Raw genomic sequence first — 26,047 nt, 5'->3', positions numbered from 1 at the left:
GCTGCTGTCCTCACTGGGCGGGGGCGAGTTGGGGGACGAGGCCGCGGTCGTAGTCGGCCTGCGGGGCGTCAACCGTCTCGCTCTTCACCGTCATCCAGAGGTTGAAGACCATGATCAGCGCCCCCGCCAGGAAGAGTGCGCCACCGAGCGCGCGGATGACGTAGAAGGGATGCATCGCCTCGACCGTCTCGATGAAGGAGTATTCGAGGAAGCCGAGCGAGGTGTAGGCGCGCCACATCAGGCCCTGGAGGATGCCCGAGACCCACATCGCCGAGATGTAGAAGACGATGCCGAGCGTCGAGATCCAGAAGTGCCAGTTGACCAGCCTGAGCGAGTAGAGTTCACGCCGGTTCCACAACCAGGGAACGAGGCAGTAGACTGCGCCGAAGGAAATGTAGGCGACCCAGCCGAGCGCACCGGAATGGACGTGGCCGATGGTCCAGTCGGTGTAGTGCGAGAGTGAGTTCACCGCCTTGATCGACATCAGCGGCCCCTCGAAGGTCGACATGCCGTAGAAGGCGAGCGAGACCACCATCATCCGCAGCACGGGGTCGGTGCGCAGCTTGTCCCAGGCGCCAGACAGCGTCATCAGCCCGTTGATCATGCCGCCCCAGGAGGGCATCCAGAGCATGATCGAGAAGGTCATGCCCAGCGTCTGTGCCCAGTCGGGCAGGGCGGTGTAGTGCAGATGGTGAGGGCCAGCCCAGATATAGAGGAAGATCAGCGCCCAGAAATGGATGATCGAGAGCCGGTAGCTGTAGACCGGCCGGTTCGCGCGCTTGGGCACGAAGTAATACATGATTGCCAGGAAGCCGGCGGTGAGGAAGAAACCGACCGCGTTGTGGCCGTACCACCACTGGAACATAGCATCCTGCACGCCCGACCAGACGATGTAGGACTTCGGCGAGAGCACCGAGACCGGCAAGGCGAGATTGTTGCCGAGATGCAGGACGGCGATCGTCAGGATGAAGGCAAGATAGAACCAGTTGGCGACATAGATGTGCGGCTCCTTGCGCTTGGCGAGCGTCATCAGGAAGACCAGGAGATAGGTGACCCAGACGATGGTCAGCCAGAGATCGGCATACCATTCCGGCTCGGCGTATTCCTTGCCCTGGGTGATGCCGAGCAGATAGCCGGTGCCTGCGATGACGATGAAGAAGTTATAGCCGAGCACCACGAACCAGGGCGAAAGATCGCCGGCGAGCCGAGCGCGCGACGTGCGCTGTACAACGTAGAACGAGGTCGCGATCAGGACATTGCCGCCGAAGGCGAAGATCACGGCCGAGGTGTGCAGGGGGCGCAGGCGGCCGAAGCTTGTCCATGCCAAGTCGAGGTTCAGCGCCGGGAAGGCGAGCTGCAACGCAATGATCAGGCCGACCGTAAAGCCGGCGATGCCCCAGAACATCGAGGCCACGGTAGCGAACTTCACCGGACCCATATTGTAGTTCGGCTTGCCGTCTATCTCCTGTGGCGCGGGCACCTGGCCTGGCCGGAAGCAGCGATTGCCGATCAGGAAGACCGAGGCCAACGACGCGAACATCGCCAATGTGGCGTGGAAGGCATAACCGCTATGGTCGGTCAGCGCCGCGACCATCAGGAAGGGCATGACGGCGGCAGCGGCCATCAGCATGCCGGCGATTTCACCGGTCGTCGCGCGCCTGATCGAGTGTTCCGTCGCTGACATACACTGCCCCCATGTCATGGTCAGCGCATCTCTGCGCTGTTCGGTGGGAGGCTTAGCCGGGTTGCGGCGAGCGAACGTTGATCCAAGTCAAGCGAGGAGGAGGGAAGGCCGTGTGCCGCGGGCGAGACTCAAGCGGCGACGTGGGCCATGTGATCGAGGTTCATCAGCCGCACGCCATCGGGCACGATCAGGATCGTCTTGTCCTTGGCGAGCTTGGTGAAGGTCCGGCTCACGGTTTCGATCGTCAGGCCCAGGAAATCGGCGATGTCCTGGCGGCTCATCGGCAGGGGCACAGTCACCGAGGGTTTTCCAAGCTTGGCCCAGCGCTCCTGCATGGCGAGCAGGAAGCAGATCAGCTTCTCTTCGGCGGTGCGGCGTCCGAGCAGCATCATCTGCTCCTGCGCAAGGGTCAGCTCATGCGTCGCGAATTGGTGCAGGCGCCGCAGCAGATGGGGCTTCTCATCGACCAGTGCCGAATAGGCCGAACGCGAGAAGGCGCAAGCCGTGACGGTGTCGATCGCGTCGGCCGAAAAACCGAAGGCATCGCGCATGGCAAGTCCGAGGAAATCGCCCGGCAAAGCAAAACCGACGATCTGACGGCGGCCGTCCGGCAGCAGCTTGTAAAGCCGCACCACGCCGGCTGTGATGTTGTAGACGGAATGCGCCGGCTGTCCCTGCGTGAACAGCGTTTCCCTGGCGGGAAAGACGGTTTCGTGAGCCAGCGCGTCGAGCAGCTCCAGTTCGTCGACCGACAGTGACGCGCACACGCTGACAAGGCGAACCTTGCACGCCATGCAACCGCTCTCGACGTGAGGCGCGGCACTGCAGGCAGATGGCTGACAATCCACGATTGCGTATCCCCCGAGACCACGCATGAGTATTACTACGGTTCGACTATCGGCAGAAGCGTAAGCGATCCATGGGCGCGCGGTTTTGATCTAGATCAATGCGGGGCGCACTGCCGGGCAGCCAGTCTGCACCAGATTGCTCGGGAGCAGTGCGGTGGTTGACCAGGACATCTTCGAGGCGGTCCGGGTCACTCCGGCCCAGGCGCGCAGCGCCTATAGCCTCGTTGCGATGTCGCATCCGAAAGTAGATTTCGACGATTGGAAGCGGTTCCTGCGCGGGGCGATGAGAGCCGGGCGTAAGGATGACGGCATAGTCGGCTTGCGTGATCGCAGGGGCTGCATCCACGCTCTCTTCGCCTTTCGCGTTGTCCAGGCGCTGGGGCGGGACGCCACGCTGCAGGTGACGGAACTCGCTTTGCTGCGCTTGCCAGGCACCGTGCTGGTCAAATCGCTCGTCAGCTTCGCCCATGATCTGGCTGCGGAGCTGGGTCTGCCGTCGATCTCTATCGACATGCAGCCCTCCGATATCTGGAGCCAGGACCAGCATGCCCTCGAACAGCGCGGCTTTGCCGTCGACCGTGTCCAGATGCGCGGTCAGGCGCGGGCATCGATGATGACGCAGGGTAAGTTCTGAGATTTGCTGCACATCAAGGCGCGCTCCGGCTGGCATGCGCAGAGTGCCGCAATGACCAGCCAAGCCTCTTCCTATGCCGCGCGGCAGGTGCCGCGCTACACCAGCTATCCGACCGCGCCGCATTTCACCGGTGGGGTCGATGCCGCGCTCTACCGGCGTTGGCTCTCCGAACTCGACGGCGACGAACCGGTCTCGGTCTATGTCCATGTGCCGTTCTGCGCCGAGCTTTGCCTCTATTGCGGCTGCCAGACTACGGTGACGCGCAGCCCAGCCCCTGTCCTGGCTTATGTCGATCTGCTGTTGCGCGAGCTGGAACTGGTCGGCAAAGCCCTGCCGGGGCGAAAGCGGCTCAGCCATCTTCATTTCGGCGGCGGCACGCCCACGATCCTCGACATGTCCGACTTTCGGCGGCTGATGGCGGCGATCCGTGCGAACTTTGACATCGAGGCTGATGCCGAACTCGCAATCGAGGTCGATCCGCGCACGATATCGCCGGCCCATGCGGCTACGCTGGTCGAGGCAGGGATCAACCGCGTCAGCCTCGGCGTGCAGAGTTTCGATCCGCTTGTGCAGAAGACGATCCGGCGACGGCAATCCTTCGAGCTGACGTCGCGTGTCGCGGAGTGGTTCCGTTTTGCCGGCGTCGAGGGGCTCAATCTCGACCTGATGTACGGCCTTCCGCATCAGAACGTCGCGAATGTGCTGAGCACGGTGCATCAGGCCCTGTCGCTCGATCCCGACCGAATCGCGCTGTTCGGCTACGCCCATGTGCCGTGGATGAAGCGGCATCAGGCCCTGCTGCCGGAAGCCGCATTGCCCGGTAGTGAGGAACGCGCGGCTCAGTTCGAGGCCGCCGCGGCTCGCATCCTCGCGGCGGGCTATGTCCGACTCGGGCTCGATCACTTCGCCAAGCCGGACGATGCCCTCTGCCTGAGCGCGCGAGCAGGCGAGCTCAGGCGCAATTTCCAGGGCTACACGACAGATGGCGCAAAGGCTCTCATCGGCCTCGGCAGCTCTGCGATTTCGCGGCTGCCTCAAGGCTATGCGCAGAATGCCGCGACCGTTGCGCCTTACCGTTCGGCCCTGTCGAGCAACGGTCTTGCAACGGCACGCGGTGTCCCGCTTACGCCGCAGGACAATTTGCGTGCTGGCATCATCGAGCGGCTGACATGTGACTTCAGCGTCGATCTCGCGGCTCTTTGCCGGCAGCATGGCTTCGAGATCGGCGAACTCGATGATGATTTGGGGCGGCTACAGCCGATGGTCCGGGATGGCCTTGCAATACGGGACGGCGCCAGGATCAATGTTGCCCCTGCAGCCCAAGATCTCGTCAGGGTGATCAGCACGGCGTTCGATCAACGCTTCGTCGCTCAGCTGTCCCGGCATTCGCCGGCAGTCTAGAGGTTGTTATGGGCGCAAGTTCAGCTCACGCCGGATTCGCCGGTGAAAGTCCGCTATTTCGCTGACGCCGAAGCCATCTGCGTCGAGGAACTCACAGCTGTGCCGGGAAACGGAATGCGCTTTGTCCGCTTACCGAGCTTGCGATCTTGCCGGAGAAGGGTCAACGCTTGACGGATGCCGCCTGACGGATTCCACTCGGGCATCCGGGTTTAGTCGGACACAGTTTTCCTCCGGGCATTGGAGACTTGTTTGGCCAGCGATACCGAGGCGGGATCCGAGGCTCAGACGCTCACTTCTTCCGCAAAGCTTCTGGTAGAGGCGGTCTCCGATATCGGTTTGCTCATGATCGATGCGGATGGCCTGGTTGCGAGCTGGAACGCGGGTGCGGAGCACATCAGCGGGTGGCGCGAAAATGAAATGCTTGGCCGGCATTTCTCGGCCTTTTTTACGCCTGATGATATCTTGGCAGGCAAGCCGGAGGCCGAGCTCGGACAGGCGAGGCAATCCGGGCGGACCGAGGAATATGGCCTGCGTGTCCGCAAGGACGGATCGCACTTTCCCGCGCATGTGACCATCACGCCCTTGCGCGACCGCTCTGGCGCCATCTACGGCTTCGCCAAGGTGATGCGTGACATCACTGAGCAGATGGCTGCCGAGGGCAGGCTCAAAGCGCGAGAAGCGCATCTGCGCTCCATTCTGGAGACCATTCCTGACGCCATGATCGTCATCGACGAACAGGGCACAATCCAGTCCTTCAGCACGGCAGCGGTTCGCCAGTTCAGTTACGAGCCGGCAGAGGTCGTGGGGAAGAACATCAAGATTTTGATGCCGGGACCTTATCGTGAGCAGCATGATGGGTACCTGCATCGCTATCTGACCACAGGCGAACGCAGGATCATCGGTACAGGCCGCGTCGTCGTCGGCCAGCGCAAGGACGGTTCGACCTTTCCGATGGAGTTGTCGGTCGGCGAAATGCACTCAGGCGGCAGCCGCTACTTCACCGGGTTCATTCGGGATCTGACGGAACGGCAGCAGACTGAGACGCGCCTCCAGGAGCTTCAGGCCGAACTCGTTCATGTGTCCCGTTTCACGGCGCTTGGAGAGATGGCATCGACGCTCGCCCACGAGATCAACCAGCCGCTCACCGCGATCGCAAACTACCTGAAGGGGTGCCATCGCATTTTGCAGCGCATGGAGGGAGACCAGGTTGCGCTCCTGCGCGATGGCGTCAACCAGGCTGCCGATCAGGCTCTTCGGGCCGGTCACATCATCCGGCACTTGCGGGAGTTCGTGGCGCGGGGCGAAAGCGAGCGGCATGTCGAGGCGCTTCCCAAGCTGATCGAGGAAGCCAGCGCACTCGCCCTGGTGGGGGCCAAGGAGAAGGGTGTTCGGATCATATATCGCTTCGACCAGAACGCGCCCCTCGTGCTCGTCGATCGAATCCAGATCCAACAGGTTCTCCTGAATCTGATCCGCAATGCTATTGAAGCGATGCAGGACCGACCGCGCCGAGAACTCGTTGTCGCAACACGAGCCGATCTTTCGGAGAAGCTCGTCGAGGTTTCCGTATCCGATACCGGACCCGGCATTTCCCCCGATATCGCCGACCAGCTGTTTCAGCCCTTCGTGACGACAAAGAAGCAGGGTATGGGTGTTGGCCTCTCGATCTGCCGGACCATTGTCGAGTCGCATGGTGGCCGCATCTGGGTCGCATCCATTCCAGGCACTGGCACGACATTCAGCTTCACCCTGCGATCTGTAGATCCCGAGGAAATGGCCGATGGGAAATGAAGCGATCGTCCATGTCGTCGATGACGATCTGGCCGTACGGCAATCCCTGTCTTTCCTTCTGGCGTCGGATGGACTGCCCGTCAGGCTTCATCAATCGGCCTCCGCGTTTCTCGACACGGTCGAAGATGGATTGACCGGGTGTATCCTGACCGACGTCCGGATGCCGGGCGTCGACGGGATCGAGTTCCTGCGCCGGCTGAAAGCCCGTGGCTTCACAATGCCCGTGATCGTCATGACGGGGCACGCAGATGTGCCACTTGCGGTCGAGGCGATGAAGCAGGGCGCCATCGACTTCATCGAGAAGCCCTTCAATGACGATCTGTTGCTGACGGCGGTGCGCATAGGGCTCGATAGGCACCAGCGCGAAACGCAACATCAAGCTCAATCGGTCGAGATAGCGGGGCGGCTCAAATCCCTATCCGAACGGGAGAAGCAGGTTCTCGATCGGCTTGTCGCGGGCAAGGCCAACAAGGTCATCGCCTTCGAACTCGACATCAGCCCACGGACGGTCGAGATCTATCGTGCCAACGTCATGACGAAGATGCGCGCGGGCAGCCTCTCCGAATTGGTGCGGTTCGCCCTATTGGTCGAAAATGGCGGCGAAACTGCCGCAAGACCATAAGGGGTTTCCCTGAATTGGAAATCTCGCTGCTTCTGGTCCAATCCGGCATGACTATCTGGCACTTCCTGTGTCCGATGGCATTGGTTGGGGCCATACGATGTCAACCGACACAGGGCCGGTCATCGTCGTCGACGACGACGATGCGGTTCGGCAGTCACTGATATTCGTTCTCGAGATCGAGGGCTTGCAGGTGCGCGCCTATTGCGACGGCGCTCAGCTTCTCGCCGAGCCGAATATGCCGACTAGGGGCTGCCTGATTGTTGACTACAACATGCCCGGGATGAACGGCATCGAGCTCGTCGAGCATCTGCGCAATCGCCATGTCGAGCTGCCTGCGATCCTGATGACAGGCAGGATATCGGATCACATTCGCCGAAAGGCGGGCAAGGCCGGCTTCAATCGCGTGATCGAAAAACCCCTGCAGGATGATTCTCTTGTCGAGACCATCCGCGCCGCCCTTGCCTCCAAGCAACCGGCCCTCAGGACTATCCCTTAGGACAGCATCTGAATTTCGCCGGAAAGCGCGAAACGGTAGCCCTTCTGCAAGTCACAACCATCTGCAGAGGGCGCCATGCAAACAATTTCCGCACCCCATGTCATGCAATTTCCGGCGTGGATGGCTCGAGGCGCTACGCTGCAATCCGACGCCCGCCCTGCATCGGTGCACAACGAGGCTCGGCGCAGCTTCGCGAAGGAAGCGGGCATCTTTACCCAGGGGGACCAAGCGCAGTCCTATTATCGCGTCATGGCGGGGACCGTCCGAACTTACCGCGTCCTCAGCGATGGTCGCCGCCAGATCGACGCCTTCCACGTGCCTGGGGACATCTTCGGGATTGAAGCAGGCGAGGTGCGGAGCATGAGCGCTGATGCCGTCGAGCCCGTAGTCCTGTTGCAGTATCGCAATCAGCAGCTGGCCGAACTTGCAACTGATGATCCTGACTTCATCCAACAGGTTATGGGGGCGATGCTGCAGTCATTGGAGCGCGCGCAGGCTCATATCATGCTCCTGGGGCGCAAGAGCGCCGTCGAAAAACTGGCGACCTTCCTCCTCGGCATCTCGGATCGGCTCTCGGGACTTGGGCGTGTCGACTTGCCGATGTCGCGCATCGATATCGCGGACCATCTCGGCCTGACGATTGAGACGGTCTCACGCTCGCTGACGCAATTGGAGCGAGCTCGCTACATCGAGCTGCCCGCGCATCGTCGCTCGATCATCCTGAAGAACATCTCCGCGCTCAGGCGCCTGGACTCATGAAAGCCAAGTCGATGTCGATGTCGATGGCCCGACACGCGACCAGCAAGGCGCAGCCAACTGACCAAGCGCAATATTCGGCGTGCGGCGAGGAGCCCAATATCTCCAGTTGGCCGGCGCCGCCGCGCGCGATCCAATCAGTGCCGCCGAGCGCCAAAATCCCGACAGAAGGGAAGGGGGCAGATGGTGGTGATACGTATCTCCCGGTTACCGGCTGGATGGCCTTGTGCATTCTTGCCGGGGCTACGAGCAAGAGGCAGGCGAGGTCGCTTTCACACATCTCGAGTCGTTATGGACACTTATCCGAGCCATAGGATCCCAGGCTGCTGCGAGATTGCGTCAGAGCCTAATTTGCAGGCCGAAACACACATCACGAGCCGGGGACGCTGATCAGTGTATCGCGCCAAGTCTTAGAATTCGCTCCAACCCACTGCCGCGCGCGTCTTCGTCTGCCTGAGGGCTGGCGGCGCAACGCGATCCGACATGACCCTGGCGACATCCCTGAGATGGGTCGCTTGCCGGGCTGGATCGTGACATGCCACGTCCTGCGGCTTGTTCCTCGTCTTGAAGCGCGCAAGGCTCGCCCGCAGTTCCGTGATCCTTTCCGTGAGGACCGTCGCGGAGGCGGCACTTTCTTCGGCTAACGACGAGTTCTGCTGGGTCATGCCGTCGAGATGCGCCACGGTCTGGCTCATCTCCTCGATGCCATGCGCCTGCTCGGCGCTGGCCGTCGAGATCTCGCCGATGGTCGCGGACACGCGCGACGATGCCTCGTTGATCTGTGTCAGGGCCGTTCCGGCGGCACGCACCAGCTTCACGCCCTCGCTGACCTGCGCGTTCGAGGATGAGATCAGCGCCGAGATGTCCTTGGCCGCCGCGGCCGAGCGCTGCGCCAGCGTGCGCACTTCGCTTGCCACCACCGCAAAGCCCTTGCCGGCATCACCCGCACGCGCGGCTTCCACCGCGGCATTCAGCGCCAGCAGATTGGTCTGGAAAGCGATGTCGTCGATCACCCGGATGATGGCGGAGATCTTCTGCGAGGCGCTCTCGATGCGCGCCATCGCATCGACCGCCTCGCCGACGACGGCAGCGCCGCTGCCGGCCGCCTCCTTCGCCTGATCCGCCATCTGCGCCGCCTGGCGGGCCGCCTGCGCGGAGGCCTTCACGGAAGCCGCGAGTTCCTCGGTCGTCGCGGCGGTTTCCTCGAGGTTCGAGGCCTGCTCTTCGGTGCGCTGGGACAGGTCGTTGGCGCCGGCGGTGATCTCGCGCGCGGTCAAGGTGACCTCGTTCGACGTCGCCTGGATGGTATGGAGCGTCTCCGACAGGCGCTCGATGGTTCCGTTGATCGCCTCCTTCAGCTGGGCGAAGCGGCCCTGATAGCTCGCCGTCACCATTTGCGTGAGATCGGCATCGGCCAGCGCCGCCAGTACCGCGCCGGTTTCGCCGAGGCCGCGATCGACGGTCTCGACCAGCGTATTCACATTGTTGGCCAGCTTGTTCAATTCGATATCGGCGAACTGCACGGTGACGCGCTTGGAGAAGTCGCCAGCCACCGCCGAAGTGATGACGTCTCCAAAGGCCCGCTGCAGATCCTGGCGCATGCGGGCCCTCTCGATGCGCGTCAGGTTGCGGCGGCCGAAATAATTCGCGAATTTGGCGTACAGAACCGGGAAGCTGTCGATCAGCGGGTCCTCGTAATCCTCGCCGACATCGGAAAAGAACACGATCGCCGACAGCGTCTGGTTTACGTTGATCCCGAACAGCTCGCCGAAGGTCGAGAAGCCGGCGGCGGGAACCGGCCACAGGTTCCGGGCTCCCGCCAGGGCGCCGGGATTCGACAGCCGGCGCAGGATGCAATCATTCATCAGCACGGCGGACGGCTTCGGCTTGCCCTGCAGATAGGCGGCGATGTCCTTGCGCGTCTGCTCGACGAAATCGGTCTCCTCGAGCATCACCAGCCGGTCGCCGACCGAGATATCGCAGTAGAAGGTGATCTTCCCATCGGTGAAATCGAGGCTGGCGACGGAGCGGACGAAGATCTCCCCGTCGAGCTCGATGCCGAAGGCCTTGTTCGCCAAGGCGGCCTTGAGCCCGTCGGGGCGGCAATCGAAGCTCTTGCAGAGAGCGTCGATGAAGGCGTGGACCGTGCCGGTCGAGGCATCGAAGACCGATTGCACCGAGCGCTGATTGACGTCGGCCTCGACGACGACGAAGGAGCGATCGAGCTGGCGGAAATTCTGGCTCTTGAACAGGCCGTAACGCTGGCGGGGCGCGAGCTTCACGAAGGCGATCACGGCATGGTCTTCGAGAATGCGCTCGCCGTCATACAGGCAGGTCTTGACGAAATCGAGCTTGCCGCCGGCCGAGCCGCCGGTGAACATGCAGGGGAATTTGGCGGCGCGATAAACCGCCTCCATGAAGTAGTTCTCGGATTTCGACAGCCCGTCGATGAAGGTCAGCGCGAAGCTGTCGCGCGCATCCAGGCGAAAGGACGGGGTGACGCCGGCCAATTCGGCCGTGATCCTGTCGACGCGCGCTTCATGTTCGAGCGCGACCGTGGATTTGCCGCGAATGTCCTGGCAATGCAGCGGAACCGCGAAGATCTCGGCCCGTTCGACCAGCGCCGGCGAAAAGACCTGGACCACGATCGTGCGCCAGTCACCCGGCGTTTCCAGATAAAGGCGCCCATCCGGCTGCGAACAGAGCTCGCCGGCCGTCGTCATGGCGATGACCGGCGTGCCCCCCGCCAAAGCCGTCAGCCTGCGCGAAACCTCGGCGAAATCGACATTGGGAGAGATGAAGGCCAGCGCCAGCGGCGAGCTGCGCCCGGCAAATCGGAACAGCTTCGGATCGATCCCGTCAAGCTGCTCGTTGGTCACGGCCTGGCGAACCACATCCTTGCACAAACTGGCGCTGGCGCTGCGCAGAGCGCTCTCGAACAAACCCATCATCGTCTCCCAGGTAGAACGGACGCGTTTTTGCCTTCGTCGCAGCGGAAGTTTTTCTCAGTACCACGAAGTATGTTTTCACAATAAAGCCAACATAATCTCTTATTACATCAATAAGTATCGGAAATTGTACTAAATACTTAGATTTTATCCTCATTAAACTCATAGAAAATTGAGTCGTAATGAACTTATATTTTTATATATTAATTATCTATTGATGTTTCCGCGCATTTATCGAGTATTGATCTAGATCAATATTTCAACGCCTCGGCCGACAATGCCGTTGGATCTCAAATCGGCAAACAATGGCGGACGATGACGGCGATACAGGCCGCGAGGAGGATGGCGGGGCGGTTCATCCCGCCATCCGGTCCTTCCGGACCATGTCGTCGGGTAGAACAGAGGACGAGGAGGCGGAAGACGCGCCAGGAGGCGCAAGCCGACACGCTGATCTTGCAAGAGCAATCCGTTGCTGATGCGTTTCGTTCGATCGGCGTGGCCGAGGCGATTCAGGAGATTGGTGCCACCCGGTTGTTTCCACGAGGAACGCCTGACCAAGCTGTCACTCTAGTTGATCCATATCAAACATAAGGACTGATTCAGATCAATTTACAGCATGAATCGCTCTTTTTAGAATCTATTTCAGATATTTTTAACATCGCACTCTCTCAGCTGTGCCTAACAGCAATAAATAGAGCCATGTTGGCTCGCCTGAGGGGGCGCCATGTCGTTTTCGCTTTTTGAGTCATCCGCCGAACGTGAAGCTGCCGCTATCCGTCGAACGCAGGCCGTTATCGAATTCACGATGGACGGCCGCATCATCGCGGCGAATGCGAACTTCCTCGACGTGGTCGGCTATCGGGCGGAAGAAGTGCTGGGACAGCATCATTCGATGTTCGTCGAACCCGGCTGTGCCGGTTCGGACGATTACCGGTCGTTCTGGGCAAAGCTTGGCCGTGGCGAGGCGATGGAAGCGGAATTTCTTCGGATCGCCAAGGGTGGAGCCCAGGTCTGGCTGCAGGCGATCTACACGCCGATTCTGGGACGTTCGGGAAAGCCGGAAAAGGTCGTCAAATTCGCCACGGACATCACTGCGCGGAAGGGCGTCATGGCGAATTACGAGGGGCAGGTCGCCGCAATCCGGAAGTCGCAGGCGGTCATCGAGTTCGATCTGGCGGGCACCGTGCTCGACGCCAACGAGAATTTCCTGACCGTGCTCGGTTACTCCCTGGCGGACATCAAGGGCAAGCATCATTCGATGTTCGTCGATCCCGAGGCGCGTAGCAGCGACGCCTATGCCCGCTTCTGGCAAAAGCTCGGCCGCGGCGAATATGATGACGGCCAGTATCTGCGCATCGGCAAGGGCGGCAGGCAGGTCTGGATCCAGGCCAGCTACAACCCGATCCTCGATGCGCTCGGCAAGCCCTATAAGGTGGTCAAATACGCGACCGATATCACCGCCAACAAGCAGGCCCAGGACATGCTCAGCCGGGCTGTCGAGGAGACGCAGAGCGTCGTCCAGGCCGCCAAGTCCCGGGACCTGACCCAGCGTGTCTCACTTCAGGGCAAGTGCGGCGCCATCGGCGAGCTCTGCGGCGGCGTCAACGAGCTTCTGGAATCCGTCGCCGACATCGTTCGGACCGTCAGCGACATCTCGTCGAACATCTCGGCAGGTGCCACGCGCATCGGCAATGACAGCCGCGAGCTTGCCCAGCGCACCGAAGAGCAGGCGGCGAGCCTGGAAGAAACCGCCGCGACCACGGAAGAACTCGCCGCATCGGTCAAGCAGAGCTCCGAGCGGACCCGCGACGCCACGGCTCTCGGCGCGGGAGCTAATGAAGAAGCAAGCCGAGGCGGCACCATCGTCGCCGAAGCGGTCGTCGCGATGGCGCGCATCGAGAAAGCCTCCAGCGACATTTCGGACATCATCCGGGTGATCGACGACATCGCCTTCCAGACCAATCTGCTGGCGCTGAACGCAGCGGTGGAAGCCGCCCGCGCCGGCGATGCCGGCAAGGGCTTTGCCGTGGTTGCAAGCGAGGTCAGAACGCTGGCGCAACGCTCGGGCGAAGCCGCCAAGAACATCTCGACGCTCATCTCCAATTCGACGCAGCAGGTCGCCAACGGCGTCAAGCTGGTCAAGGACGCCGGCGCCGCGCTGGCTGGCATCGTCGACTCCTCGACGAATGTCGCCTCGGCACTCGGCGATATCTCCAGCGCTTCGCACGAGCAGGCCAACGGCATCGAGGAAGTCGCCAAGGTCGTGGCGCATATGGACGAGATGACCCAGCGCAATTCGCTGATGGCCGAGCAGAGCGCGACGATCGCCAAGCAATTGGAGCAGGCGACTGGCGAGCTCCAGACGATGGTTCAGGACTTCAGGATCGATGAGCGGCCAAAACCCGACCTCGCCTCAAGACCCGACCTCGCCTCCGGCCAGGTCACCCAGCTGCGTCAGGTCTCGGCGCCTCCTGCCAGGCCGGCTGCCACTGCCCCGCGTCCGCAGCGCCGTGCGGCTGGCGGGTCGGCTGGAGGCTGGTCCGAGTTCTGACCGGCCGACATATCCCGGATGTAAAATCTCACGAGCCCAGGACGGGCGAGGAGCAAACCCGTGCACAATCAAATCGGATCCCATGAGCAGGCCGCTCGTCCGGCCTCTCGGATCGAGAAAATGGTCGTCTTCCGTCTGGCGGGACGTGCCTTCGGCATCGATGTCGACCGTGTCCGCGAGATTCGCGGATGGCAGCCGACGACGGAGTTGCCCCAGTCGGCGGACCATATGCTCGGCGTGATCAATCTGCGCGGGGCCATCGTGCCGGTGTTCGACCTGCAGGCCAGGCTCGGCTTCGGCCGGAACGCGATCGGTCTCGCCAGCGTCGTCGTCGTCGCGGATTTCGGCGATCGCATGATCGGCATTCTGGCCGATGCCGTCTCCGACATCGTCGAAATTCTGCCCGGCGAGCTTCTCCCGACACCCGCCGATTGCTGCGACGCTGCCCTGCTGCACGGCTTGATCGCCCGGGACAACGAGATCATCGGCCTGCTCGACCTGGCCGCGATCGGCGGTGCCGAAGGCGACCGCGCATGAAGATCATGATCGTCGACGACAACCGCACCTATCTGATGGTGCTGCGCGGCGTCGTGAACAATATCGGCCCGCACGAGATTTCCGTCTTCGCCAATCCGCTGGAGGCGCTGGCTGCGGCAGCGACCACTGAATTCGACCTGATCCTCGTCGATTATCTGATGCCGGAAATGGATGGCGTGGCGTTCATTCGCGCCTTGCGACAGCTGCCCAACCATCATCACCAGCCCATCGTCATGGTCACCACGGCCGAACAGCGCGAAACCCGGATCGCCGCGCTGGATGCGGGGGCGACCGATTTCCTGCGCAAGCCGGTCGAGCCTGTCGAGCTGCGCGTGCGCGTTCACAACCTGCTTCAGCTGCGCGAGGCGCAAACGCTGATGCGTGATCGCGCGGTCTGGCTCGCCAGGGAGGTTCGGCAGGCAACCCAGGAGCTCGTCGAAAGCCAGCGCGACATGGCACGGCGTCTCGCGCGCGCGATCGACTGCCGCGACGGCCATACCGGAGACCATGTCGCGCGCATGGCGGGGCTGTGCCGCCTCATCGCCCAGGGGCTCGGCCTGGACGATGAGCAGTGCGAGACGATCTTCGCGGCTGCCCCGATGCACGATGTCGGCAAGATCGGCATCCCTGATTCCATTCTGCAGAAGCCGGGCCGCCTCACCGAGGAGGAGATGGCGCTGATGCGCTCGCATGTCTCGATCGGCGAGGCGATCCTGGCCGATGGACAGTCGAGCCTGATGCGCTGCGCCGAACGGATCGCGAGCTCGCATCACGAGCGTTGGGACGGCAAGGGCTATCCGCGCGGCCTTGCCGGCGAGGCGATCCCGATCGAGGGGCGGATCGCAGCCGTGGCCGATGTCTTCGAGGCGCTTTGCGCCGACCGCGTCTACCGGCCCGGCTGGCCGCTCGGCGATGCGCGCGACTTCATCAGATCCGGCTGCGGCAGTCATTTCGACCCGGCCTGCGTGGCGGCGTTCGAAGCGCGCTGGAGCGAGATCACCGCCTTGATGCGGGCGTCGCAAGCCCCCGCACCGTCCGCTGTCGCGCGAGCGGGCTGAGCTCACAGAACCATGTCAACGAAGGGGAGCGAAGCCATGCTCAAGCGTCTGTCGATCGTCTGCCTCGTCATGTTCTGTGTCACCAGCCTTGCTGTGGCCGAGACCATGCCGGCGCCCAAGGATCCGGTCATCCTGACCGTTACCGGCAAGATCACGAACCGCAACAGCGCGCAGGGCGCAGCGTTCGATGCCGCGATGCTGCAGGCTTTGCCGAGCCGCGTCACCGTCACCAACACGCCTTGGTATCCCGAGAAGACCGCATTCGAGGGCCCGGTGGGCGCTGCCATGCTCGATCTGGTCGGTGCGAACGGGACTATGCTGCGGGTCACGGCGCTCAATGACTATGTCGTCGAGATTCCGGTCGCCGATTTCCGGAAATGGCCGGTCATCCTGGCGACGAAGATCGATGGCAAGCTGATCTCCGTTCGTGAGAAGGGCCCGATCTTCGTGATCTATCCCTTCGATCAGGAGCCGTCCCTCTATAACGAGCTCTATTTCGGACGTTCCGCCTGGCAGGTGAGAACGATCGAGGTGCGGTGACGGCCCTCTGGGCGGAGCCGCATCCGATGCAGACACGCAAGACGCGACTGTTCGACTATGGCGTGATGGCGCTGGTGGGCGTCAGCATATTGCTCGGCTGCGTCGTCGTGGCGACGTTCTCGGCCATCGGGGCGCGCCAGCGCGCTACCGAGGAGAGCGTGCGCGAGGATGCCGTCTGGGCGGCCTACCAGCTCGATAGCGAGGTCAAGAAGCTCATTGGGGCCGTTCACGACCTGGAGACCGTGTTCATCGCTCCCCGGCGCGCGGATGTGACCTTGCGCTACGACATCCTCTACAGCCGCGCGAGCGTGCTCACGAACGGCCATTACGCCGTGAAATTCGGCGGTGAGACCGAGCTCATCACGCTGGCGCAGGAGGCGCGACAGCGCATCCTGGCACTGGCCCCGCTGATCGATGCGCTCGATCTCGCCGGTGAGCCGGTGCTGCAAGTCTCGCCGCTGCTGCTCGAACTCGAGACGATGGCCCATCTCTCCGAGCGCCTGCTCAACGTCTCCAATCTCGCCCATTCCCGCATCAGGGTTCAGGACCGCGCCGAATTGAGATCGGTTTATGCCCAGCTGGCGAGCGCGATGGCGGCATTGATCGTGTCGCTGGCGGCGATCGTGATCTATCTCGGCATACAGCTGCGCCATATCCGCATCGCCAGACGGCGCTCCGAGCTCCTCAGCATCGAAAATGCGGAGGCCGCCAAACGCGCGGAAGCCGGCGCGCGCGCCAAGTCGATATTCCTGGCCACCATGAGCCATGAGATCAGAACACCGTTGAACGGCATCATCGGCATGGTCGACATCATGCGCGATTCCGCCATGAGCGCAGGCCAGCGCGACAGGCTTGCCGTCATCGGCGACTGCAGCGACACGCTTCTGGCGCTGATCGACGACATCCTCGACTTCTCGAAATTGGAATCGGGGGCGGTGGAATTCGAGCTCGCCCCCTTCGAACTCGGCGAGGTCTGTGCCGCCGTCAGCAATGTGATGGGGCAGCGCGCCTGCGAGAAGGGCATCGTGCTGCATGTCGACAATCCCCAGGCTCTCGTCACGACGGATGCGACGCGGCTTCGGCAGATCCTGTTCAATCTCGTCGGCAACGCCGTGAAGTTCACCGATAGCGGCTGGGTCAGACTGGCCTGCAGCCTGGACCAGCGCGACTGCCTGCGCGTCGAGGTCGAGGATACCGGCATCGGCATCCCGGCCGAGGCCCGCGACCGGCTGTTCCAGGACTTCAGCCAGCTCGACATCACGATCAACCGCCGCTTCGGCGGCACCGGGCTCGGCCTGGCGATCTGCCGCCGGCTGATCGGCGCGCTGGGCGGCGAGATCGGCGTCAGCCCGCGCGAGGGCGGAGGCAGCCGCTTCTGGTTCACATTGCCCGTCAGCCCGGTCGCGGCATCGCAAGCCGCAACGGCTTCAGTGCCCGCCCAGGATTCTGCCCAGGAACCGGCCCGTGACCTGACCTTCTCAGGCCGAATTCTGGTGGCGGAAGACAACCTGATCAATTTCATCGTCGTCAGCGAATTGCTGCAGCGCCTCGGCCTTCAGGTCGACCATGCGCCCAATGGCGAGATCGCCGTTCACCTGGCCGGCGCCACGCACTACGACCTCGTCCTGATGGACATGCAGATGCCGGTGATGGATGGGCTCGAGGCAACGCGAACGATCCGTCGACGGGGGCTGGCAACCCTGCCGATCATCGCGCTCACGGCAAACGCGTTCTCGAGCGATCGCGAGGATTGCCTGGCGGCCGGCATGAGCGACTTCGTCGCCAAGCCGATCAACCGCGCCAAGATGACGGCCATTCTGGCGAAATGGCTTCCGGAATACGCTTCGGCCATCGAGTCCGCCTCCGATGCGGCGAAGGCCGACGCTCTCGATGACGACGTCGGGCCGGGGCTGATCGACCACGCTGCGAGGGACGAATTGCGGCGCGAGATCGGTGGCGATCTCATGGACGAGCTGACCCGGGATTTCTGGCCCGACGCGACACGCATGGTCTCAGCCGCGGGCAAGGCCTTCGCCTCGGGCGAGATCGGCCTCGCGATCCGCGAACTGCACACGCTCAAGGGCGTGGCTGGCACGCTCGGCCTCGCCGCCGTCGCGGCCGCCGCGGAGGTCGCCGAGCACGCGTTCAAGGCGAGCGGAGCCGCGGACATGGCCGTGCTTCAGGCAACGCTGCTGCGCACAATCCTGACGATGGATGCCAACGAAGCCTCGCGGGAAACAGCGGCGATCGCGGCTTCCGCATAATGCGCCTCGGTGGCCGACATCAGAGCCTGTGAGACCATCCGGGAGTTTCGAGGAAGCGACTGTCCTCGAACTTCAGCCGGCTGATCCCTGATTTGAGTGGGAGACGGTTATGTCAGCAGCGCCACATCAGCCTTGATGCAGGTTTCATCGATGAAGACGACGCGCCGGGATCAAACAGGCCCTGATAGGTTCTCCAACGCTTGCGTTCGTGGGTGATGGCCATGATCGATCCACCGGCGCCCCATCAAAGTTTGCACGTCGAAAGATGGTCGACGGTCGTACCCTTTTCATGCGGCCGGATCGGGGAGGGGCGATTGTGGTTTCCCAAAGGCGCCGAGAGCTTGCGCTGGATGGTGCTCCTCATGGCGCCTAGCGGAAAAGCTCAGGCCGACGACCTTCGCAGGCGATGTGCGTGACGGTTCGACTTTCCACGGAAAGAAGTCGGAGATCGCGGACGAGGATGAGTTGGAACTGGCCTGACCGGTTGGGGGTTACAGCCTTGCTCGCGCCGATCGACGCGTTTCCTGCCGCGGCTGCACCTGTCAGGCGCGACTTCATGAACGACTAAAACTCAGCAAGGAGAAGCTCGCGATGAAAGACAGCGTCAAGGAGAACATGGAGGTCATCGGGGCCGACGGTGTGCATGTCGGGACGGTCGATCGCTTCGATGGCGACCGTATCAAGCTCAAGATGAGCGATAGCTATGGGAAGCATGAGGGCCATCATCACTATATCGAGGCCGGCTTCGTGGCTGGCGTCGAGGGGAACAAGGTTCGCCTTTCCGCGAATGCTGACATCGCCGTGACCCTGGAGGAGGAAAAGTCCGGGGGTCCGGTCGATCTCTGATGCCTCTCGAGGCGGTCGTGTCGGCTGCCTCGATACGGCTTCGTGCAGGCGACCTGCAGCGGCGATTTCGAACCCGATATCGGTCAGGACATCTCGATTGGCTATCCGGGCCGCTCCAGCGCGATGGTTGAGCTCTATCTGTAGGAATCGTATAGGTTCCCGATGCTGACGGCGAAGACCGCTGTCGCCACGGCGCTTGTGAGCCATGACCACTCCTTCCGCACATCATGTCGTCATCGTCGGGGCCGGTTTCGGCGGTCTTGAAGCGGCGCGTGATCTAGCGGGCGCGCCGGTGCGCATGACCGTCATCGATCGGCGCAACCATCACCTGTTCCAGCCTTTGCTCTACCAGGTGGCGGTTGCATCGCTCGCGACATCGGAGATCGCCTGGCCGATCCGCTCTCTGCTGCACAGGCACAAGAACGTCACGACGCTACTTGGGAGCGTCACCGGCGTGAATATCCCGGAGAAAGAGGTTTTGCTGGACGGCGAGCCGCCGATTGCTTTCGACACGTTGATTCTGGCGACCGGCGCGCGCCATGCCTATTTCGGCCACGATGAATGGGAACCCTATGCGCCCGGCCTGAAAACCCTCGAGGACGCAACCAAGATCAGGCGTCGCATCCTGTCGGCCTTCGAGCAGGCCGAGTGGGAAATGGATGAGGCCCGGCGCGCCACGTTCCTGACCTTCGTGATCATCGGCGCAGGCCCGACCGGCGTGGAACTCGCCGGCACGATCGCCGAGCTTGCCCGGGATACGTTGCACGGCGATTTCCGCAATTTCGACACGCATAGTGCACGCGTCGTTCTCATCGAAGCAGGCCCGCGCATCCTCTCCGGCTTCAGCGAGGACCTGTCGGCTTATGCCCACCAGGCGCTGACGCGTCTCGGGGTCGAGATCAAGCTCGGGCACGCTGTTTCTAAATGCGGCGAAGACGGTGTCGAGCTCGGCGAGGAGTTTCTCCCGGCACGGACGATTTTGTGGGCTGCGGGCGTTGCGGCTTCGCCGGCGGCCGATTGGCTGAATGCGCCCGCCGACCGGGCAGGGCGGGTTCTCGTAGAGGGCGACCTCACCCTTCCCGGACATCCGAACATCTTTGTGATCGGCGATACCGCCCATGTCGCCGCGGCGGATGGAAAGCTTGTTCCCGGCGTTGCGCCGGCGGCCAAACAGGAGGGCGTTTATGTCGCCGCGGTGATCAAGGCCCGGTTGAGCGATCGAGCCGCGCCGCAGCCATTCACATACAAGAACGCCGGCAATCTCGCGACGATCGGCAAGCGCGCGGCCATCGTCGATTTCGGCTGGATCAAGCTGAAAGGGCGCCTGGCCTGGTGGATGTGGGGCATTGCCCACATCTTCTTCCTGATCGGACTGCGCAATCGTCTCACCGTCGCTTTGAGCTGGCTGTGGATCTATCTCAGCGGGCAGCGCAGTGCCCGCCTCATCACGCAAGGCGAAGTGAAAAACAGCGGGGCGCCGAATTAGAGCGTTTTCGAGCGAAGTGGTTACCGGTTCGCGTGAAGAAAGCGCTTTAAAACAATGACCTAGAGCATTTGAACCGATTCAGTCGGGTCGGACATCGCTCTAGCGATCACCCGCAGCCATATTCATAAGCCGATCCCTGACGCCAAGCAGGGTGTGGCACAGGCTTTCCAGCTCGCTGACCGAAAAGCCGGCTGCGAGTTCGGGTAGCTGCGCCGTGAGCTGCTCGCGCAGCACGCCGTTGAAGCGGGCCTCGCCTGCGGGTGACACCACCAGGCCGTTCTCCTGCTCGAACGCCACGTTCCAGGCCACCGCCTCCTCCTGGGTAAGTCCCACCGGCAGATCGAGTTTCAGCGTTCCCTCGCTCAATCGCACGGGATAACCGCCCGGCAAGCCGTTCGGTCCCGGGACATGGCCGCGCCATTCCCGGCCTGCCGCCATGGCGAGCAGCATCGGCACGCCACTGGCGCCGGAAATCTCGATCACCGGCTCCGGCGTCAATTGGATATCCGCGAAGCGCGCGAAGACATCATCGACCTCGCGACCGTCGATCCAGACGCGCGGCGGCTTTCCACTCCGTTGCGCCGGCGGGCGTCGCCAGGCCGCGAGGTTTTGATAATGGGCAAGAACCTTGATTTCCGCGCCGGCCGGAACCGAAGCCGAGCCGGCGAAGACATTGGACAGGATGGCGACATTGCCCATGCCGCAGGCGACGTCATGGCCGAGCGCCGTGATGATGCCGTTGACGACATCGGGAAAGCTGCAGTTCACGAGCGTGACCGGCTTGCCAGAGCGGCTGATCGCTGCCGCGACACGGGCGCTGATCAGGGCCTGGAAGATGGCGGTCGCGCTTAGGCCGCCCTCAGCGACAAGCTGCGTCCAGGCATTGCCGCGCTGGGCTATGACCTGCGAGGTCTGGGTCGAGGCGGCCTGCACTAGGATGCGCGGGCCGGTCGCTGCGAGCAATGCGTCGGCAGCGTCGGGCGCCAGCAGGTCGATCGCATGCGTGTCGAAGCGCGCCGGTTTGCCGAACAGGGCGGCGCGGGCGTTGGCGGCGGTGCGCAGCCAGCGCAGCCGCTCCTGATTGCGGCCGGCGATGGTGACATGCACCGGCTCTTCCGCGGTTGCGGCGATGTCGAAGGCGATACGCGCGGCAAAGCCGCCCGTGCCGGAAATCAGGATGTCGCAGGCGGCCATCTCAGCGCTCCGCCAATGCCGCACGGTCCCAGCAATCATCGAGCCGGGGCGAGAGCTTGTGTTTCATTATGCGCTGGCTTGCCGTGCGCTCGAACTCGTCGACCAGCGCGATGTAGCGCGGGTTCTGATAGGGGGCGAGCCGACGGCCGAGCCAGTCCGACAGGGTCGCGGGGTCGAGGAGCGCGCCGTCGCGCGGCTTGACGAACAGTTTGATGTCCTGCTCGCCGATATCGGCTGCGACGCCGATCATGGCGCAATCCTCCACCGCCTCATGCTCGGCGGCGACATGTTCGACCTCCCAGGCCGAGACGTTCTCGCCGCGACACCGCACGCTGTCGGTCATGCGGCCGTGGAAATAGAGGTTCCCATCGGCGTCGAAGGAGCCGAGATCGCCGGTGTGCAGCCTGCCGTTGCGCAGCGCCTTTGCAGTGGCCTCGGGATTGTCGAGATAGCCGGGGAAGATCGCGCCCGGCAGCGTGGTCTCGACAATGATCTCGCCGCGCTCGCCGGTGGGGACGGGGTCGCCGTCAGGGCCAAGCAGCGCCACGCCGAACCACGGCATGCAACGACCGACTGAGCCCACCACGCCGCTGTCGTTGCAGGTGGTGATGCTGGAGGCCTCCGTCATGCCGTAGCATTCGCGAATCTCGACGCCGAAGCGTTGCTGGAATTGCGGCCAGATATCGGGCGGGCAGCCGCCGCCCCAGGCGATGCGGACGCCATGATCGCGATCGAGCGGGCCTGGCGGCTGCTTCAGCAGAATCTGCAGGATGCCGCCGAGATAGTGGATATGGCTCGCGCCCTCGGCCTTGACCTGCGCCCAGAAGCGGCTGGCGCTGAAGCGCTCGACCATGGCGAGGGTGACGTCGCGGATCATCGGCAGGGCCAGGAGCTGTGCCCCGCCGATATGATAGAGCGGCTCCCAGACGAACAGCACTTCTCCAGGTTTTGCGGCCGAGACGCGCCCGACGCCCTCGGCCGCCAGCCGCAGCATGCGATGCGAGACGATGACGCCCTTGGGGCGCCCCGTGGTGCCCGATGTGTACATGATCGCGAACACCGCATCTGGGGACGGCGGGGCTTGGTCGAACGCGCCGGCCTCGGCCAGGATGGCGTCGAGACCGCCATCTGACCCGTGGACGAGGATCGTGGGCGCATCGCGCGAGGGCAGGGCTTGGGCCACGAGCGCGGCGAGCTCGTCATCGACGATGACGAGCCGCGGGCCGGAATGGCTCAGCAGATAGCGCAGCCCGTCGCCGCGCTGTTGCGCATTGACGGGAACCCAGGCGACGCCGGCCTTGGCCAGACCGAAAACGCAGGCGATCGCGGCGATGCTGTTCTTCATCATCACCGCGACGCGCTCGCCGGGCGCTATGCCGCTTGCATGCAGATGGGCGGCGAAGGCGCGGGCCTGCCGGTCGAGCGCGCCATAGCTCACCGGCTCACCGTTGAAGCGGGCATAGATCCCGTCGGGATCGCGCAGGGCGCGCTCGTTCAGCAGACCGACAAAGCCGTCATCATCGAAAGGCATGGGATTCTCTGGATCGTCGCAAATCGGGTTCAAGGCGCGCGGCGGAAGCGTTCTGCGGTCACGAGCATCACCGTGACCACCACGAAGACGACCACGGATACGGCCGCCAGGGTCGGGTTCAATTGCAGGATCATGTCGTCCCACATCTGCTTCGGCAGGGTCGTCTTGATGCCGCCGCTGACGAAGATCGCAATCGTCAGCTCGTCGAAGGAGGTGATGAAGGCGAAGAGGAAGGCGGCCACCAGGCCACCTTTCACCAGGGGAATCGTCACGCCGACCAGGGTGCGCAGGCGATTGGCACCGAGCGTTGCGGCGGCCTGGTCGAGGCGCTGGTCGTAGCTCTTGAGCACGGCGGCGATGGTGACGAGCGTGAACGGGATCGCCAGCACGGTATGGCCGATGATGAGGCCCAGATCCGTCGCGATCAGGCCCATCCGGGCAAATAGATAGAACAGTCCGACAGCGATCACGATGCGCGGCACGATCATCGGCGCCAGGAAAAAAGCGAAGATGAGCCCGCCCCAGCGCGTGCGGCTGTTGGCCAGCGCCAGCGCCGTGAAGCCGCCGACCGTCGTCGCGGCGATCGCGGTGGCGAAGGCGACGAGGAAGGAGCGGATCGTCGCCTGGATCCAGAGCGGCGAGGCGAAATAGGTCTCGAACCAGGTCAGGCTATAGCCCGGCGGTGGAAATTCGAGGAATTGCGAGGAGGTGAAGGCGAGCGGAATCACGAGCAGCGTCGGCACCACGAGGAAGGCGATCGTGACCCAGGCGAAGAGCGGCAGGATCAGACCGCTGCCGCGCTTGCCGAGAACCATGCGGGTCAGCGCGGCGAGCTTGCCCGCCAGCGCCGCGATCCAGCCGAGGATGACGAGGCCGAGATCGCGGATACGTCCCGTGCTGACCTGTGCGGAGCCGCCCGCAATGGTCGAGAGGCCAAAGAGCCGGTCATAGAGCCAGCACGAGATCAGCGCGGTTGCGAGCATCATGGCTGCGAGCGCTCCCGCGAAGGGCCAGTTCAGCAGCTCCTGGATCTGGGTGATGATGAGCTGCGCCAGCATGGTCTCGCGGCGACCGCCGAGGAAGGCCGGCACGATGAAGAAGCCGAGCGAGGAGATGAAGACGAGCAGCCCCGCGGCGGCGACGCCAGGTAGCGAGAGCTTGAAATAGACCAGCCAGAAGGCATGAGCCGGCGAGGCCCCGAGCGTCTGCGCCGCCTGGACGAGGCGCCGGTCGATGCCGCCCATGACCGGCAGAAGCGTCATCACCGCCAGCGGCACCATGGCGTGAACCATGCCGACCATGACGCCGAACTCATTGTGGAGCAGCGCCAGCGGCTGATCGACGATTCCTGAACCCGTCGCCAGCGCGTTGATGATGCCGCTGCGGCCGAGCACGATCATCCAGGCGAAGGTCTTGACGAGATAGCTCGTCCAGAACGGCACCATGACGAAGAGCAGCATGCGGCCGCGGAAAATGTCCGGCAGGCGCGCCAGCCAATAGGCCAGGGGATAGCCGATCAGCAGCGAATACAAGGCCGTGTAGCCGGCGATGCGGAAGGTGATGCCGAGGACGCGCAGATAGACATCCGTGCCGGCGATGCGCTGATAAGTCGCCGTCGAGAAGGCACCGGTCGCGGGATCGACCAGGCTCAGGCCCAGGAGCTGCGCGACCGGATAGGCGAAGAAGATGCCGAGGAAGATGACGCCGGGCAGCGCGAGCCAGAGCGGGCCCAGCCGCGGCAGCCGCCAGCCCGTCCGATGCTGCCTGGCTGCGACCGCGCCGCTCATGACACCAGCACTGCCTTGTCGCGTTGCCAGCCGGCGACGATGCGCTCGTCGAGGCCGGGAACCGTTTCGCCGGGGCCCAGACGCAGCACGAGCGCGGCGCCGTCATCGAGCCTGGCGATGATCCGTGTCTCCGAGCCGGCATAGACGATCTCGCTGACCGTCCCGGCGACGCTGTTGCCGGCCTCGGTGCCGAGATGCAGATGCTCGGGACGGATCACCAGGGCGCCCTTGCCATCGTCGCAGCGTGCGCCATCGGGCAGGGCGAAAAGGCCATGCGCGGTTTCGAGCGAGCCATTGGCGGTCGCCGTGCCCCGGAAGATGTTCGAAATGCCGATGAAGTCGGCCGCGAAGGCGGTGCGCGGCCGCTCATAGATCTCGCGCGGCGTGCCGAGCTGCTCGATCCTGGCATGGTTCATCAGGCAGATCCGGTCGGAGAGCGCCAGGGCCTCCTCCTGATCATGCGTGACATAGACGATGGTCGCGCCGCTTTCGCGATGCAGCCGCTTGATCTCGATCTGCATATGCTCGCGCAGCTTCTTGTCGAGCGCGCCAAGCGGCTCATCCATCAGGATGATCGAGGGCTGGTAGACGAAGCAGCGGGCGAGCGCGACGCGCTGCTGCTGTCCGCCCGACAATTCGCGCGGAAAGCGCTGGGCGAGATGGCCGAGATGGACCATCTCGAGCGCGTCAGTGACGCGCCTGGCGATGTCGGCTGCCGCCCGGCCGCGCATCTTGAGCGGAAAGGCGATGTTCTCGGCAACCGTGAGATGGGGGAACAGCGCGTAGTGCTGGAACACCAGCCCGATGTCGCGCTGATGCACCGGCGTGCGCGACTGGTCGCGTCCGTCGATGATCACGCGACCTTCGCTGGCCTCCACGAGGCCGCAGATCAACTGCAATAGCGTCGTCTTGCCGGAGCCCGAAGGGCCCAGCAGCGTGAGGAACTCGCCTTCACCGACGCTGAGCGAGCTCGCTTCGAGGGCTGTGGTCGCGCCATAGCGCTTGCACAGCCCCTCGACGACGAGCTTGGACGGCCTCTCGCCGCCGTGAGGCTGGATCGCCACCACAGTCAC

The 26,047-nt window shown here is 63.4% G+C and carries 20 protein-coding genes; 13 read left to right on the top strand and 7 right to left on the bottom strand.

Going from position 1 to position 26,047, the window contains the following annotated elements:
• Positions 1-10: 10 nt before the first annotated feature.
• Both ccoN and J2Y55_RS06765 read right to left on the bottom strand, forming a co-directional pair.
• The gene (gene ccoN, locus J2Y55_RS06770) at positions 11-1,624 is read right to left on the bottom strand and encodes a cytochrome-c oxidase, cbb3-type subunit I (protein WP_310150663.1); all 1,614 of its coding nucleotides are present in this window, start codon (positions 1,622-1,624) and stop codon (positions 11-13) included.
• A gap of 188 nt (positions 1,625-1,812) precedes the next feature.
• Positions 1,813-2,478, bottom strand: a complete 666-nt coding sequence (locus J2Y55_RS06765; RefSeq protein WP_310149597.1) for a cyclic nucleotide-binding domain-containing protein — start codon at positions 2,476-2,478, stop codon at positions 1,813-1,815.
• Positions 2,479-2,686: 208 nt separating this feature from the next.
• On the opposite strand from J2Y55_RS06765, the gene J2Y55_RS06760 reads away from it, so the two are divergent.
• From J2Y55_RS06760 to J2Y55_RS06735, 6 genes are all read left to right on the top strand, one after another.
• Positions 2,687-3,166 carry a hypothetical protein gene (locus J2Y55_RS06760; RefSeq protein ID WP_310149594.1) on the top strand — a complete coding sequence of 160 codons (480 nt, stop codon included), beginning with the start codon at positions 2,687-2,689 and terminating at the stop codon, positions 3,164-3,166.
• Positions 3,167-3,217: 51 nt separating this feature from the next.
• Positions 3,218-4,567 (top strand): oxygen-independent coproporphyrinogen III oxidase, encoded by a 1,350-nt coding sequence (gene hemN, locus J2Y55_RS06755; protein ID WP_310149592.1) that lies wholly within the window; start codon positions 3,218-3,220, stop codon positions 4,565-4,567.
• A 249-nt stretch (positions 4,568-4,816) separates the two neighbouring features.
• Positions 4,817-6,358: a PAS domain-containing sensor histidine kinase gene (locus J2Y55_RS06750; RefSeq protein WP_310149590.1), complete on the top strand. Its 1,542-nt coding sequence runs from the start codon at positions 4,817-4,819 to the stop codon at positions 6,356-6,358.
• Positions 6,348-6,980, top strand: a complete 633-nt coding sequence (gene fixJ / locus J2Y55_RS06745; RefSeq protein ID WP_310149586.1) for a response regulator FixJ — start codon at positions 6,348-6,350, stop codon at positions 6,978-6,980. The genes J2Y55_RS06750 and fixJ overlap by 11 nt, the downstream gene beginning before the upstream one ends.
• Before the next feature lie 97 nt (positions 6,981-7,077).
• Positions 7,078-7,476, top strand: a complete 399-nt coding sequence (locus J2Y55_RS06740) for a response regulator transcription factor (RefSeq protein ID WP_310149583.1) — start codon at positions 7,078-7,080, stop codon at positions 7,474-7,476.
• Between the two features lie 75 nt (positions 7,477-7,551).
• Positions 7,552-8,235 (top strand): helix-turn-helix domain-containing protein, encoded by a 684-nt coding sequence (locus J2Y55_RS06735; protein WP_310149580.1) that lies wholly within the window; start codon positions 7,552-7,554, stop codon positions 8,233-8,235.
• A 407-nt stretch (positions 8,236-8,642) separates the two neighbouring features.
• On the opposite strand, the gene J2Y55_RS06730 is transcribed toward J2Y55_RS06735, so the two are convergent.
• Positions 8,643-11,180 (bottom strand): methyl-accepting chemotaxis protein, encoded by a 2,538-nt coding sequence (locus J2Y55_RS06730; RefSeq protein WP_310149576.1) that lies wholly within the window; start codon positions 11,178-11,180, stop codon positions 8,643-8,645.
• A 724-nt stretch (positions 11,181-11,904) separates the two neighbouring features.
• On the opposite strand from J2Y55_RS06730, the gene J2Y55_RS06725 reads away from it, so the two are divergent.
• The 7 genes from J2Y55_RS06725 to J2Y55_RS06695 all read left to right on the top strand — a co-directional run bounded on the left by J2Y55_RS06725 (position 11,905) and on the right by J2Y55_RS06695 (position 20,462).
• Positions 11,905-13,731: a methyl-accepting chemotaxis protein gene (locus tag J2Y55_RS06725; protein ID WP_310149572.1), complete on the top strand. Its 1,827-nt coding sequence runs from the start codon at positions 11,905-11,907 to the stop codon at positions 13,729-13,731.
• Positions 13,732-13,851: 120 nt separating this feature from the next.
• Positions 13,852-14,268, top strand: coding sequence for a chemotaxis protein CheW (locus tag J2Y55_RS06720; protein WP_310149569.1), 417 nt, complete (start codon positions 13,852-13,854; stop codon positions 14,266-14,268).
• The gene (locus J2Y55_RS06715; RefSeq protein WP_310149565.1) at positions 14,265-15,326 is read left to right on the top strand and encodes a response regulator; all 1,062 of its coding nucleotides are present in this window, start codon (positions 14,265-14,267) and stop codon (positions 15,324-15,326) included. Before J2Y55_RS06720 ends, J2Y55_RS06715 begins: the two co-directional genes overlap by 4 nt.
• A gap of 36 nt (positions 15,327-15,362) precedes the next feature.
• Complete coding sequence (locus J2Y55_RS06710; RefSeq protein ID WP_310149563.1) at positions 15,363-15,866, top strand: putative pterin-binding protein; 504 nt, start codon at positions 15,363-15,365, stop codon at positions 15,864-15,866.
• Positions 15,867-15,892: 26 nt separating this feature from the next.
• Positions 15,893-18,130: an ATP-binding protein gene (locus J2Y55_RS06705; RefSeq protein ID WP_310149561.1), complete on the top strand. Its 2,238-nt coding sequence runs from the start codon at positions 15,893-15,895 to the stop codon at positions 18,128-18,130.
• A 591-nt stretch (positions 18,131-18,721) separates the two neighbouring features.
• Positions 18,722-18,976 carry a DUF2171 domain-containing protein gene (locus J2Y55_RS06700; RefSeq protein ID WP_310149558.1) on the top strand — a complete coding sequence of 85 codons (255 nt, stop codon included), beginning with the start codon at positions 18,722-18,724 and terminating at the stop codon, positions 18,974-18,976.
• Between the two features lie 205 nt (positions 18,977-19,181).
• Positions 19,182-20,462 carry an NAD(P)/FAD-dependent oxidoreductase gene (locus tag J2Y55_RS06695; protein ID WP_310149554.1) on the top strand — a complete coding sequence of 427 codons (1,281 nt, stop codon included), beginning with the start codon at positions 19,182-19,184 and terminating at the stop codon, positions 20,460-20,462.
• Positions 20,463-20,561: 99 nt separating this feature from the next.
• Here the strand turns inward: J2Y55_RS06695 and J2Y55_RS06690 are convergent, their stop codons facing one another.
• From J2Y55_RS06690 to J2Y55_RS06675, 4 genes are read right to left on the bottom strand one after another with little or no spacing between them, the layout of a single operon-like run.
• Complete coding sequence (locus J2Y55_RS06690; protein WP_310149551.1) at positions 20,562-21,656, bottom strand: hypothetical protein; 1,095 nt, start codon at positions 21,654-21,656, stop codon at positions 20,562-20,564.
• A gap of 1 nt (position 21,657) precedes the next feature.
• Positions 21,658-23,187 carry an AMP-binding protein gene (locus tag J2Y55_RS06685; RefSeq protein ID WP_310149549.1) on the bottom strand — a complete coding sequence of 510 codons (1,530 nt, stop codon included), beginning with the start codon at positions 23,185-23,187 and terminating at the stop codon, positions 21,658-21,660.
• A 29-nt stretch (positions 23,188-23,216) separates the two neighbouring features.
• Positions 23,217-24,974 (bottom strand): ABC transporter permease subunit, encoded by a 1,758-nt coding sequence (locus tag J2Y55_RS06680; RefSeq protein ID WP_310149546.1) that lies wholly within the window; start codon positions 24,972-24,974, stop codon positions 23,217-23,219.
• A complete protein-coding gene (locus tag J2Y55_RS06675; RefSeq protein ID WP_310149543.1) occupies positions 24,971-26,038 on the bottom strand; it encodes an ABC transporter ATP-binding protein in 1,068 nt (355 codons plus the stop codon). Before J2Y55_RS06675 ends, J2Y55_RS06680 begins: the two co-directional genes overlap by 4 nt.
• Between the last annotated feature and the right edge of the window lie 9 nt (positions 26,039-26,047).

The organism is Allobosea sp. BE125, from assembly GCF_031456075.1.
Lineage (GTDB): Bacteria > Pseudomonadota > Alphaproteobacteria > Rhizobiales > Beijerinckiaceae > Allobosea.
The sequence above is the reverse complement of the archived record's forward strand: the minus strand, read 5'-3'. Positions and strand labels throughout refer to the sequence as shown.